We start from the raw sequence: 12,692 nt of genomic DNA on the forward strand, positions 1-12,692 counted from the left end.
GTGATTGCCCTGCGCTCTGCCAACGTCAACCCCATCCACTGGGCGTACGCGCGCATTTTCAGTGAGGCAACGAATAAACCCTTTCACGCGCATTTCTGGCGAGTCAACGCGGTCAGTGCCCCGAAAATGCTCGAACACGTGTCCGATGCATCGACCTTGCTCACCCGGATCGGCGACGCGGCGTGCGGTGGCGGCCGAAGTCGCCGCCGCGCCCGGCACGAGTGTGGCGATGGGCCACAGCAATCTGCGTTACGCCCGGGCCATGCATGAGCGACTTCCGGCCGTGCCCTGGCGAGGTCGCGACGCCGGTCGCTGCAACGCCAGACCGCGATGCGCCACCCGGACCGGCGCCTATGCCGATGCCAACCCGCACCCGTGCCCAGAGCCGAGCCGCGAGCATTGCCACCGAGCGCCGGGACAACCGATACAGGCGGGAAGCGCGTCTAAAGCGTTGGGCCGCTTTGCTCGCCGCAGCCCCCCACCCGATGACGTACCACCGCCGTTCTAGCGGCGTCCCACAGCAAATAGTCGAGATCTTCTACCCAAGCTTCGGTGCTGCGCTTCGCGGTGAAGCCGCAGCATCCCCAACCCGCCGTCCTCGGTAACGCGAAAACCCGCCCGGCTACTGACATTTGTCTAATTTCGTAAACGCGTGCCTGCCCCGCACGCCGATGCGTCAGCTACCGCGTCGAGCCCACGTCGCCTCCTGCGGAACGCGTGAAAATTGACTATTCCGCAAAGGGAAGCAAGCGTGTTTAAGTATGTAAAAAACAAAGCTGGGGGACGGATGGACGGATGTGATACCTGGGGCGTCCGGGGCACGATCGCCAAACTTACTGTGGCCGGGGCACTTATCGCGGTAACTCCGCTGGGCACGACGGCCCTCGCTCACGCGGACGACACGCCCACCGGGCCAAACGATCCCAGATGCATAGCGATGCCCGGCGACGCCCTTTGTCAGGGCGGCCCCTTTGCGGCGAACCCCGCGCCCGCCCCGCCCGCAGCTCCGCCTGGCCCGTCAGCACCCACCGGTCCGGCAGATCTCTCGTGCATCAGCATGCCCGCCGATCCCGTATGTGCGGGAGGGCCTTTCGCGCCCCCACCACCGCCGATGGATCCCATCGCACCGCCGCCGGTGGACCCGCCGCACGTCGACACGCCTGCAATGGGCGGTCTGGGCGGCATGGACCACCTCGGCGGCCTGGGTGGCATGGACCATATCGGCGGCCTGGGAGGTATGGACCACTTGGGCGGCTTGGGAGGTATGGACCATGTCGGCGGTGATATGGGCGGTATCGGTCACGGCGGCGGCATGGGCCACATCTGACTCGAACCGCCGCCGGCTAACCGATCAGCACCGCATAGCGGGGCTTGATCACCTCGTCGATGAGGGCCAGCCGCTCGTCGAACGGAATGAACGCCGACTTCATCGCGTTAATGGTGAACCGCTCCAGGTCGGCCCAGCCGTAACCGAAAGCCTCTACCAGCCGGTGCATCTCGAGGCTCATCGTGGTGTCACTCATCAGCCGATTGTCGGTGTTGACGGTGACCCGGAACCGCGCCCTGGCCAACAGGTCGAATGGATGATCGGCGATGCTCTTGACGGCGCCGGTCTGCACATTCGAGCTCGGGCATAACTCCAGCGGAATTCGCTTGTCCCGCAATATCGATGCCAGCCGGCCCAGCTGCACACCGCGCCCCTCGACCACCTGGATGTCATCGACGATGCGCACCCCGTGGCCCAGCCGATCGGCGCCGCAGAACGCGATCGCTTCGTGGATGGACGGCAGCCCGAATGCCTCCCCGGCGTGAATTGTGAACCGCGCGTTGTGGTCTCGCATGTACTCGAAGGCGTCGAGATGCCGGGTGGGCGGGTTACCCGCCTCGGCCCCGGCGATGTCGAACCCCACCACACCGCGGTCCCGGAACCGGATGGCCAACTCGGCGATCTCCCGGGACAACGCGGCGTGGCGCATCGCGGTCACCAGAAGTCGCACGACGATCGGTCGCCCGGCCGCGGCCGCCGCCTTCTCACCGGCGGCAAAGCCCTCCAACACGGCGTCGACGACCTCGTCGAAGGACAACCCGCGGTTGATGTGCAGCTCCGGGGCGAACCGGATCTCGGCGTAGACCACCGAATCGGCGGCCAAATCTTCCACACACTCGTAGGCCACCCGATACAGCGCCTCGGGCGTCTGCATGACGGCCACGGTGTGCGAGAACGGCTCCAGATACCGCTCCAGCGAGCCGCTGTGCGACCGGGTGCGAAACCATGTCGCCAGCTCGTCGGCATCGGTGGCGGGCAGTTCGTCGTAACCGGTCTGGCCGGCGATATCCAGCACGGTCGACGGGCGCAGACCCCCATCGAGGTGATCGTGCAGCAGCGCCTTCGGCGCCTTCTCGATCTGCCGTAACTCCAGCGGGACCCTCATGCGCCGATCCGATCCAGGATCAGCGGCCGCGCCGCCGGCGCGCTGTCGTCGACGCTGAAGCCGCCGTCCAGCTCGGCCAGCGCGGCGGTGAAGCGTTCGGGGGTGTCGGTATAGAGGGTGAACAACGGCTGTCCGGCGGCCACCGGCTCGCCGGGCCGCCGGTGTATCCGGACGCCGGCGCCCGGTTGCACCGCGCCGCCCGGCCGGGACCTGCCCGCACCGAGTCGCCAAGCCGTCAGCCCCACTGCCATAGCGTCGATAGTCCCCATTGTGCCGCTCCGGGCGGCGATCACGGTCTCCGTATGCGCACCTATCGGCAACGGTATCGACAAATCGCCGCCCTGCGCGCCGACCAGCCGACGGAACAGGTCCATCGCGGTGCCGTCGCGCAGCGTCTCCGCCGGATCGCGGCCGTCGACCCCGGACAGCGCCAGCATTTCGGCGGCCAGTTGCACCGTCAGCTCCACAACGTCGGCCGGCCCGCCACCGGCCAGCACCTCCAGCGCCTCGCCGACCTCGAGCGCGTTGCCGACGGCCGCGCCCAGCGGGCACTCCATGTCGGTCAGCACCGCGCGCGTGGGGACCCCATGCGCCGCGCCCAGCTCCACCATGGTCCGTGCGAGTTCGCGGCACTGCGACTCCGGTAACAACGCACCCGAACCAACCTTGACGTCGAGCACCAGCGCGCCGATGCCCTCGGCGAGTTTCTTGCTCATCACGGAGCTGGCGATCAGTGGCAATGAGTCGACGGTCGAGGTGATGTCGCGCAGCGCGTAGATCAACTTGTCGGCCGGCGCCAACTCTCCGGCCGCGAATATCGCCGCTCCAATATCGCAAAGTTGTTGCCGCACTTGACGAGTGGAGATCTCCGCGGTGAATCCGGCGATGGATTCCAGCTTGTCCAGGGTGCCGCCGGTATGGCCGAGCCCGCGGCCGGACACCTTGGGCACCGCGGCGCCGCAGGCCGCGACGACGGGCACCAGCACCAGCGTGGTCTTGTCACCGACACCGCCGGTGGAGTGCTTGTCCACCGTCATCAGCGGCCTACCCCCCGAGCTCAACCCCGTGAAATCCAGTCGCGCACCCGAGGCCAGCATCGCCGCCGTCCAGCGGGCGAGCTCGCGATGATCCAGACCGCGCCAAAAGATCGCCATCAACAGCGCCGCCATCTGCACGTCGGCGACACGGCCGTCGGTGAAGCCCTCGATAACCCAGTCGATCGCGGCGTCCGAGAGCCGGCCGCCGTCGCGCTTGGTCCGGATGATCGTCGGAGCGTCGAAAGCGATGTCGCTCAACGACGCCCCCGGGCCAAATCGTCGCCGTCGAACGGATCGGGAAGCAGGTCGACGAGGCGACGCGGGCCGGACGGATGCGCGATTTGTAAGTCGCGGCCGCCGTGCTCCAACAACAGCTGCCGACACCGCCCGCACGGCATTAGCAGGGCACCGCGTGAGTCAACACACACCAGGGCGATCAACCGGCCGCCACCCGTCGTATGCAGGGCAGATACCACGCCGCATTCGGCACAGAGACCCAGGCCATATGAGACATTTTCCACATTGCAGCCAATGACCACCCGACCGTCGTCGACCAACGCGGCCGCCCCCACCCGAAATCGAGAATATGGGGCGTAGGCTCCCGCCGCCGCCTGTATTGCTTTGTCGCGCAGCAAATTCCAGTCGATATCGGCCATCTTTCAACCCCAATCACGGTGGGTTCAGCTCGAGATAACCAACCCTAACGGTGGCGCGAAAGCGCCGTTCGCCGATGGTCTTATCCGGTACCGGACGCATCGTTACCGGGCTAAGCTCAGTTTCCCGGCCTTACTTTCGCAGACGATTTAAGGACTGGTTTGAGCACACAAGCGACAACCGCAGATTCCGCATCACCGGCACCGTCACCGGAGTCAGTACGTAAACGGCGGCCACCTCGGACCCTGTATCGGGGAGATCCGGGCATGTGGTCGTGGGTACTGCATCGCATTTCCGGTGCGACGATCTTCTTCTTCCTGTTCGTGCACGTCTTGGACACCGCCTTGGTCCGGGTCAGCCCGCAGGCCTACAACGAAGTGATCCAGACCTACAAGACCCCGATCGTCGGCCTGATGGAGTTCGGGTTGGTCGCCGCGGTGCTTTTCCACGCGCTCAACGGGATCCGCATCATCCTGATCGACTTCTGGTCGGAGGGCCCGCGTCATCAGAAGACGATGCTGTGGGTCATTGCCGTGATCTACCTACTGGTCATGGTGCCGGCGGCGGTGACCGTCGGCATTCACATGATGGAGCACTTCCGATGAGCAGCCCCGATCTTCAACTCGGTCGCGGCGAGGTGGCGCCCGTTCTGCAGCGCAGTCACGATCGGCCGCCGAGCCTGGACAACCCGCGCTCCCCGCGGCGCCGGGCCGGCATTCCCAACTTCGAGAAGTTCGCCTGGCTGTTCATGCGGTTCTCCGGCATCGCCCTGGTCTTCCTGGCGATCGGGCACCTGTTCATCATGCTGATGTGGGACAACGGCGTGTACCGGATCGACTTCAACTCTGTCGCGCAGCGGTGGGCGTCGCCGTTCTGGCAATTCTGGGACCTGGCGCTGTTGTGGCTGGCGCAACTGCACGGCGGTAACGGCCTGCGCACCATCATCGACGACTACAGCCGCAAGGACAGCACCCGGTTTTGGCTGAACAGCCTGCTGTTGCTGTCGATGGGCTTCACGTTGGTGCTGGGTACCTACGTGCTGGTGACGTTCGACCCGAATATCGGAGGCTAACCCGATGATCCAGCAACACCGATACGACGTGGTGATCGTCGGGGCGGGCGGCGCCGGCATGCGCGCCGCGGTAGAGGCGGGTCCGCGCGTCCGTACTGCAGTGCTGACCAAGCTGTACCCCACCCGCAGCCACACCGGCGCCGCCCAGGGCGGCATGTGCGCCGCGCTGGCCAACGTCGAAGACGACAACTGGGAATGGCACACCTTCGACACCGTCAAGGGCGGTGACTATCTCGCCGACCAGGACGCCGTGGAGATCATGTGCAAGGAAGCCATCGACGCGGTGCTCGACCTGGAGAAGATGGGGATGCCGTTCAACCGCACCCCCGAGGGCCGCATCGACCAACGCCGGTTCGGCGGACACACCCGCGACCACGGCAAGGCTCCGGTGCGCCGGGCCTGCTATGCCGCGGACCGCACCGGCCACATGATCCTGCAGACGCTCTACCAAAACTGCGTCAAGCACGACGTGCAGTTCTTCAACGAGTTCTACGCACTCGATTTGGTGCTCACCCAAACCCCCGGCGGCCCGGTCGCCACCGGGGTGGTCGCCTACGAGCTGGCCACCGGGCGCATCCACGTCTTCCATGCCAAGGCCGTGGTGCTGGCCACCGGGGGCTCGGGCCGGATGTACAAGACCACCTCCAACGCGCACACCCTGACCGGCGACGGCATCGGCATCGTGTTCCGTAAGGGACTTCCGTTGGAAGACATGGAATTCCATCAATTCCACCCCACCGGCCTGGCCGGCCTGGGCATTTTGATCTCCGAGGCCGTGCGCGGCGAGGGCGGCCGACTGCTCAACGGCGAGGGTGAACGTTTCATGGAGCGTTACGCCCCAACGATCGTCGACCTCGCGCCCCGTGACATCGTGGCCCGCTCAATGGTTTTGGAAGTTCTGGAGGGCCGTGGCGCCGGGCCGCACAAGGACTACGTCTACATCGACGTGCGCCACCTCGGCGAGGACGTACTGGAGTCCAAGCTGCCCGACATCACCGAGTTCGCCCGCACCTACCTGGGCGTCGACCCGGTCAAGGAGCTGGTGCCGGTCTACCCGACGTGTCACTACGTGATGGGCGGTATCCCCACCACGGTCACCGGACAAGTGTTGCGGGACAACACCTCTACCGTCCCGGGCCTGTACGCCGCCGGCGAGTGCGCCTGCGTGTCGGTGCACGGCGCCAACCGGCTGGGCACCAATTCGCTGTTGGACATCAACGTCTTCGGCCGCCGCGCCGGGATCGCCGCGGCCGGTTACGCCCGAAGCCACGACTTCGTCGACATGCCGCCCAACCCCGAGGCGATGGTGGTCGGCTGGGTGGCCGACATCTTGAGCGAGCACGGCAACGAACGTGTCGCCGACATCCGCGGCGCCCTGCAACAGACGATGGACAACAACGCCGCGGTGTTCCGCACCGAGGAAACGCTCAAGCAGGCGCTCACCGACATCCACGCGCTCAAGGAGCGCTACTCCCGAATCACCGTGCACGACAAGGGGAAACGATTCAACAGCGACCTGCTAGAGGCCATCGAGCTGGGCTTTTTGCTGGAGTTGGCCGAAGTCACCGTGGTCGGCGCGCTGAACCGCAAGGAGTCCCGTGGCGGCCACGCCCGCGAGGACTACCCCAACCGCGACGACGTCAACTACATGCGTCACACGATGGCCTACAAGCAGGGCAGCGAGTTGTTGAGCGACATCGCGCTGGACTTCAAACCCGTCGTGCAGACGCGCTACGAACCCAAGGAGCGGAAGTACTGATGACGGCTGAACCCGAAGTGTTGACCGTCGACCCGCCGTTGCCGCCGGTCCCGGACGGCGCGGTGATGGTGACGCTCAAGATCGCCCGGTTCAACCCGGACGATCCCGATGCGTTCGCCGAAACCGGTGGCTGGCAAAGCTTTCGGGTCCCGTGTCTGCCCAGCGACCGGCTGCTGAACCTGCTGATCTACATCAAGGGCTACCTGGACGGCACGCTGACCTTCCGCCGCTCCTGCGCACACGGCGTGTGCGGATCGGACGCGATGCGGATCAACGGCGTGAACCGGTTGGCCTGCAAGGTGCTGATGCGCGACCTGCTGCCCAAAAAGACGGGGAAGTCGCTGACCATCACGGTCGAACCGATTCGCGGGCTGCCCGTGGAGAAGGACCTGGTGGTCGACATGGAGCCGTTCTTCGACGCCTACCGCGCGATCAAGCCGTACCTGATCACGACCGGCAACCCGCCGACCCGGGAACGCATCCAGAGCCCGACCGACCGGGCCCGCTACGACGACACCACCAAGTGCATCCTGTGCGCGTGCTGCACCACCAGCTGCCCGGTGTTCTGGAGCGAGGGCAGCTACTTCGGGCCGGCCGCGATCGTCAACGCGCACCGGTTCATCTTCGACAGCCGCGACGAGGCCGCCGGTGAGCGTCTCGACATCCTCAACGAGGTCGACGGCGTCTGGCGCTGCCGCACCACCTTCAACTGCACGGAATCCTGCCCCCGGGGCATCCAGGTGACCAAGGCGATCCAAGAGGTCAAGCGCGCGCTGATGTTCTCGCGCTGAAGGTGCCGACGTCTGGTCACACTCGGGCGGGCTGCCTCGTCTTCAGGGGTATGAAACAGAAAACCCGCATCGAACCCCTACCGCCCCAACGCGCCGGACTGATGACCCGGGCCATGTACCGATTCGCCAAACGCCGCTTCGGCCAGGTTCCCGAACCGTTCGCCGTGTCCGCGCATCACCGCAAGCTGCTGGTCGCCGGTGCCGTGCACGAGACGCTGGTCGAGCGGGCGTCCCGGACGCTGCCCGCCAGCGTGCGCGAGCTCGCGGTGTTCTGGACCGCCCGGACGATCGGCTGTTCCTGGTGCGTCGACTTCGGAGCCATGCTGCAGCGCCTGGACGGCCTGGACATCGCGCGGCTCCAGGAGATCGACAACTACGCCACCTCGACGGCGTTCACCGACGACGAGCGCGCCGCCATCGCCTACGCCGACGCCCTGAGCACCGACCCGCACACCGTCACCGACGAACAGGTCGAAGATCTGCGCGCCCGTTTCAGCGATGCCGGGGTGATCGAGCTGACGTATCAGGTCGGGCTGGAGAACATGCGGGCCCGGATGAACTCCGCGCTCGGCATCACCGAGCAGGGTTTCAGTTCCGGTGACAGCTGCCGCATTCCGTGGGCTACCGGGTAGCCGGCCGGTCAGGCGATGGTCTCGCGATGGATCAGCAGCGGCGTGGGATCCAGCCGTGCCACCTGAAAATATCTGGCGGCCATGGGTTTTCCGGCTCCGCGCAAGTTCAGGATCTGAAAACCGCGGTGATACCAGTCCCCGTGCCGGCCGAGCTGCAGGTCCGCCCGCTTGAGGGGCACCGGAAAGTCGCGCGCATAGGGCGCATCGCGGATGTTGACCGGTATCGCCGCGTGGCCGCAGCAACGCCCCTTCGGCAGCGTCCGAAAGATCGCCGCGTCGGCGCCGAGGTCCGCCGGCCAGCCGGGCGGTCGATAACCGTCGGCGAAGATCCCGAGGTTGTGCTCGTGGCCCCAGAACCACGCCGCCACGTGCCCGAACAGCGGGCCGACCTGACGCCACAGGTCGGTGTCGATCCAGACGCGGTTCAGATCGGCCGGATCGGGGCGGGTGCCGCCGCCGGCGACGGCCAGTCGCCGCTGCGCGCGCCCGATCTCCCAGCGCGCCGAGTACAGCTGATGGTGGGACAACAGCACGGTGCGGCCGGGAAACGAGGTCGCGTGCCGGGTATGCCAGCTGACTTCGTCGTCGCGCAGCCGCACCATCTCCGGCTGCGGCACCGACAGCGTGACCGCGGGCGAACCCGGATCGAGCGGAATCTCGGGGTGGCGGCGGTGCAATACCGCCAGCGCCGCCCGCTGCGCCTCGATGGGCATGCTGACCGTGTGGCCGTAGAAGCCGGTGTCCATGCCGAGGAACTGCCAGCCGTCGTCGGCCGAGCGCAGCGCGAAATAACTGGCCTGCTGGCGCTGGTCCGGTCTCGTTTGCAACGCTGCGCCGTCCAGCGCCGCCAGGTAGGCGTGCGCGCCGGTGAAGTACTCGTGATTGCCCGGCACGCCGAATACCGGCGCGCGATGGCCGGTCGCGGTGAACACCGACTCGAACAACCCGACGAAGCGATGTTCGACCTCGAACGTGGTCCCCGAGTAGTACACATCCCCCAGGTGCAGAATCGCGTCCGGCCGAAACGACAGCGCGGCGACCAGCGTCGCGGCCGCCAAGTCGGTGCCGGTGCCGACGTCGCCGACGATGGCAATCGTCGCATCGGCGGGCAGCCGCCATTCGATCAGCCCGAAGTCGGCGTCTCCGTTGCCGGCGTCCGGTTCCTGCCAGCAGCGGTAGGCCGGGGTGCCGGGTTGGTGATACGGATACCCGGCATAGTACTCAAAGTACTTCTGCCCCAACTGGTCCAGCGCCGAATCCTGATGAGCAAACGTCTTGAGCTGCCGGCGTAGTTCGGCAGTCAGCACCGGGTCGTCGTTCAGCTGCGAATGCACGAGCCGCTGCTGCAGCTCGGAGAGGTAGGCGATGACGTCCGGATCCCGGTGGTCGGTGCCGGCGCGTCGCGGCGGGCGGACTGGGAGACCGTTTTCCAGCGCCCGGACGTGCCGATCGATACCGGCCAGCATGGGATTGGCGGCCCAATCGAGATCGGCTGTGCGGCCTGCGGTGCCGCCGAGCACCCCGGCGGCGGCAGAACGCCACAGCGCGGCATGCAGATTCTCCGAGTACATCGCCGTAGGCTCCGGCATCTCCGCGATTGTAGGCAGCCCCAGGCGATTTCCGGCTCACGCCCTAATAGTTAAGTCCTATCATGCTTTTCGCAGCGGTGAACCGCTGAACTTGTCCGGATTGGCGATATCCCATAGCGCGCAGACCTTTCCGTCGCGCACGGTGACCGCGGTGATGCGCGGCAGCATCTGTCGGTATCCCTCGCTCGCGGGGCAACCGGCGGTGTAGACGCCGAGTTCGCCGTTGACGAAACCTAACTCGTACGCCGTGTACATCGAGGGGCCGTACCGTTGCGACAGGCCGAGCATGAAGCGGACCACCTTGTCGGCTCCGTGGATGACCTGAACCGCCGTGGGCGCTTTGCCGTTCGAGTCGCCGGTGAACGTCACGTCGGGATGCAGCAGCGACACCACGGTGTCCAGGTCACCTTCGGACATGGCGGCCAACAACCGACCGACCACCTCGTTGTGCGACGGGTCGGGCCGAGGTGGCGGGTCGGCCGCGACCGCCTTGCGGGCCCGCGAGGCCAGTTGCCGCGCGGCCGCTTCGGTGGTGCCCAGCACCTCGGCCACCTCCGAGAACGGCAGCGAGAACCCGTCGTGCAGCACGAACGCGACCCGCTGATCCGGCGACAGCCGCTCCAGCACCACCATCGCCGCGAAGCGGGCATCCTCGTCGGCCACCACCGCGTTGAGCGGATCGGCTTCAGAAACTGGGTGATCCAGGCCGGTGACCACCGGCTCGGGCAGCCAGTTGCCCGTGTACGTCTCGTGGCGGTGGGCGGCCGACCGCAGCCGGTCCAGCCCCAACCGGCTGACCACCGTGGTCAGCCAGGCCCGCACGTCGGTGATCGGCGCATCCTGCTTGTTCCACCGCAGCCAGGCCTCCTGGACGATGTCCTCGGCGTCGAACACCGTGCCCATCAGCCGGTAGGCGACGGCCATCAGATGCGGCCGCAGCTCCTCGAATCCGCTGACCTGGGTCGAGGTCATGGCCCGAGCCTATGCTCAGTCGAGCAGCGCTCGAGCACTAGGCTCGATACCACGATGACTGACAATCTTTGGCTGCACTTCACCCGGCACGGCCCAGCATTCACGCCGCCGATCATCACGCGTGGCGAGGGCGTCACGATCTACGACGACCGCGGCAAGAGCTACCTGGACGGGCTGTCCGGGTTGTTCACCGTTCAAGTCGGTCACGGCCGCACCGAGCTGGCCGAGACCGCGGCCCGGCAGGCGAGCACGCTGGCGTTCTTCCCGGTGTGGGGCTACGCCACACCGCCCGCGATCGAGCTCGCCGAGCGGTTGGCGCACTACGCCCCCGCCGACCTGAATCGGGTCTTCTTCACCACCGGCGGCACCGAGGCCGTCGAGACCGCGTGGAAAGTCGCCAAGCAGTATTTCAAGCTCACCGGTAAACCCGGGAAACACAAGGTGATTTCGCGTGCGGTCGCCTATCACGGCACCACGCAGGGCGCGCTGGCCATCACCGGGTTGCCGCGCTTCAAGGAGCCGTTCGAGCCGGTGACCCCCGGCGGGTTCCGGGTGCCCAACACCAACTTCTACCGCGCGCCGGAGCCGTTCGGCACCGACGCCAAGGCCTTCGGCAGGTGGGCTGCCGACCGCATCGCCGAGGCAATCGAGTTCGAAGGACCCTCGACGGTGGCGGCGGTTTTCTTGGAGCCGGTGCAAAACGCCGGCGGCAGCATCACCGCTCCCCCAGGCTATTTCGAGCGGGTTCGCGAGATCTGCGACGAGTACGACGTGCTGCTGGTCTCCGACGAGGTGATCTGCGCTTTCGGTCGGATCGGCTCGATGTTTGCCTGTGACGACATGGGCTACGTCCCGGACATGATCACTTGCGCCAAGGGCATGACGTCGGGCTACTCGCCGATCGGCGCGATGATCGCCAGCGAGCGATTGTTCGAGCCGTTCAACGACGGCGCGACGATGTTCCCGCACGGGTATACCTTTGGCGGCCATCCCGTTTCGGCCGCCGTCGGCCTGGCCAACCTCGACATCTTCGAGCGCGAGGGCATCACCGACCACGTCAAGACCAACGCGCCGGCCTTCCGGACCACCCTGGAAAAGCTTTACGACCTGCCCATCGTCGGCGACGTCCGCGGCGAGGGATACTTCTACGGCATCGAGTTGGTCAAGGACCAGGCCACCAAGCAGACGTTCACCGACGACGAACGCCGCGCCCTGTTGGGGCACGTGTCCAAGGCGCTGTTCGAGGCCGGGTTGTATTGCCGCACCGACGATCGCGGGGATTCGGTCATCCAGCTGGCGCCGCCGCTGATCAGCGGTCAGGCCGAATTCGACACGATCGAGTCGATCCTGCGCGGGGTGCTCAGCGAGGCGTGGAACCGCGAGCTCAACGACCCAGCGCGGCTCTAGCGGTGCCGGTGGCCATCACCAGCTGACGGGCGTGCGCCGCGCTGGGGTTGTTGACGAACCGCGACAGCGAGTTGCACAACCAGGCGAGCGCGGAACGCATCTCGGGGTCGGGGGCGGCGTCGCGGTGCATCTGTAGCTCGGCGAGGACCTTGTCGAGCCCGGTGCGGCGCACCTGAGTCGACTTCTCCACCTGTTTGAACAATTGTTCCAGCGACCGCGGCGCGCTGGCCGCCCCGTCGCTGCCACCGCGGTTGCGCCGCCACTTCGACCACAAACCCTGGTTTGGACCCTCGTTTGGAATGGCGCACCCTTTTCCACGTCGGCGGCTGTTGACCCCTGCCAGCGTA

The 12,692-nt window shown here is 66.5% G+C and carries 12 protein-coding genes and 2 pseudogenes; 8 read left to right on the forward strand and 6 right to left on the reverse strand.

Going from position 1 to position 12,692, the window contains the following annotated elements:
• Positions 1 to 175 precede the first annotated feature (175 nt).
• Together AWC25_RS27910 and AWC25_RS26920 are read left to right on the forward strand one after the other, a co-directional pair.
• A pseudogene (locus tag AWC25_RS27910) lies at positions 176 to 286 on the forward strand (DUF222 domain-containing protein); the annotation flags it as partial.
• Positions 287 to 1,111: 825 nt separating this feature from the next.
• Positions 1,112 to 1,327 (forward strand): hypothetical protein, encoded by a 216-nt coding sequence (locus tag AWC25_RS26920; protein WP_157118255.1) that lies wholly within the window; start codon positions 1,112 to 1,114, stop codon positions 1,325 to 1,327.
• 16 nt (positions 1,328 to 1,343) lie between these two features.
• On the opposite strand, the gene AWC25_RS22825 is transcribed toward AWC25_RS26920, so the two are convergent.
• Genes AWC25_RS22825 through AWC25_RS22835 form a run of 3 tightly spaced genes read right to left on the reverse strand, consistent with a single transcriptional unit; the run spans position 1,344 to position 4,125 of the window.
• Positions 1,344 to 2,432: an adenosine deaminase gene (locus AWC25_RS22825; RefSeq protein WP_069399044.1), complete on the reverse strand. Its 1,089-nt coding sequence runs from the start codon at positions 2,430 to 2,432 to the stop codon at positions 1,344 to 1,346.
• Complete coding sequence (locus AWC25_RS22830; protein WP_069399045.1) at positions 2,429 to 3,727, reverse strand: thymidine phosphorylase; 1,299 nt, start codon at positions 3,725 to 3,727, stop codon at positions 2,429 to 2,431. Before AWC25_RS22830 ends, AWC25_RS22825 begins: the two co-directional genes overlap by 4 nt.
• Positions 3,724 to 4,125 carry a cytidine deaminase gene (locus AWC25_RS22835; protein ID WP_069399046.1) on the reverse strand — a complete coding sequence of 134 codons (402 nt, stop codon included), beginning with the start codon at positions 4,123 to 4,125 and terminating at the stop codon, positions 3,724 to 3,726. The genes AWC25_RS22830 and AWC25_RS22835 overlap by 4 nt, the downstream gene beginning before the upstream one ends.
• A 264-nt stretch (positions 4,126 to 4,389) precedes the next feature.
• Here AWC25_RS22835 and sdhC point away from each other — a divergent pair, with 264 nt between their 5' ends.
• The 5 genes and pseudogenes from sdhC to AWC25_RS22860 all read left to right on the forward strand — a co-directional run.
• The gene (gene sdhC, locus AWC25_RS22840; RefSeq protein ID WP_069399047.1) at positions 4,390 to 4,728 is read left to right on the forward strand and encodes a succinate dehydrogenase, cytochrome b556 subunit; all 339 of its coding nucleotides are present in this window, start codon (positions 4,390 to 4,392) and stop codon (positions 4,726 to 4,728) included.
• On the forward strand, positions 4,725 to 5,195 hold the full coding sequence (locus tag AWC25_RS22845) for a succinate dehydrogenase hydrophobic membrane anchor subunit (RefSeq protein WP_085167753.1): 471 nt from the start codon (positions 4,725 to 4,727) through the stop codon (positions 5,193 to 5,195). The genes sdhC and AWC25_RS22845 overlap by 4 nt, the downstream gene beginning before the upstream one ends.
• 4 nt (positions 5,196 to 5,199) lie before the next feature.
• The gene (gene sdhA / locus AWC25_RS22850; RefSeq protein ID WP_069399049.1) at positions 5,200 to 6,954 is read left to right on the forward strand and encodes a succinate dehydrogenase flavoprotein subunit; all 1,755 of its coding nucleotides are present in this window, start codon (positions 5,200 to 5,202) and stop codon (positions 6,952 to 6,954) included.
• Positions 6,954 to 7,745 (forward strand): succinate dehydrogenase iron-sulfur subunit, encoded by a 792-nt coding sequence (locus AWC25_RS22855; RefSeq protein ID WP_069399050.1) that lies wholly within the window; start codon positions 6,954 to 6,956, stop codon positions 7,743 to 7,745. The genes sdhA and AWC25_RS22855 overlap by 1 nt, the downstream gene beginning before the upstream one ends.
• Positions 7,746 to 7,761: 16 nt before the next feature.
• Positions 7,762 to 8,377, forward strand: a pseudogene (locus AWC25_RS22860) (carboxymuconolactone decarboxylase family protein); the annotation flags it as partial.
• Between the two features lie 8 nt (positions 8,378 to 8,385).
• Here the strand turns inward: AWC25_RS22860 and AWC25_RS22865 are convergent.
• On the reverse strand, positions 8,386 to 9,966 hold the full coding sequence (locus AWC25_RS22865) for a metallophosphoesterase (RefSeq protein WP_142279005.1): 1,581 nt from the start codon (positions 9,964 to 9,966) through the stop codon (positions 8,386 to 8,388).
• A gap of 60 nt (positions 9,967 to 10,026) precedes the next feature.
• The gene (locus AWC25_RS22870) at positions 10,027 to 10,938 is read right to left on the reverse strand and encodes a sigma-70 family RNA polymerase sigma factor (RefSeq protein WP_085167759.1); all 912 of its coding nucleotides are present in this window, start codon (positions 10,936 to 10,938) and stop codon (positions 10,027 to 10,029) included.
• Here AWC25_RS22870 and AWC25_RS22875 point away from each other — a divergent pair.
• Positions 10,894 to 12,345, forward strand: a complete 1,452-nt coding sequence (locus AWC25_RS22875) for an aspartate aminotransferase family protein (RefSeq protein WP_085167761.1) — start codon at positions 10,894 to 10,896, stop codon at positions 12,343 to 12,345. The genes AWC25_RS22870 and AWC25_RS22875 overlap by 45 nt on opposite strands.
• On the opposite strand, the gene AWC25_RS22880 is transcribed toward AWC25_RS22875, so the two are convergent.
• Positions 12,323 to 12,619 (reverse strand): hypothetical protein, encoded by a 297-nt coding sequence (locus AWC25_RS22880; protein WP_085167764.1) that lies wholly within the window; start codon positions 12,617 to 12,619, stop codon positions 12,323 to 12,325. The two genes, AWC25_RS22875 and AWC25_RS22880, sit on opposite strands and share 23 nt — an antisense overlap.
• Between the last annotated feature and the right edge of the window lie 73 nt (positions 12,620 to 12,692).

Source organism: Mycobacterium sherrisii (genome assembly GCF_002102355.1).
Classification (GTDB): Bacteria; Actinomycetota; Actinomycetes; order Mycobacteriales; family Mycobacteriaceae; genus Mycobacterium; species Mycobacterium sherrisii.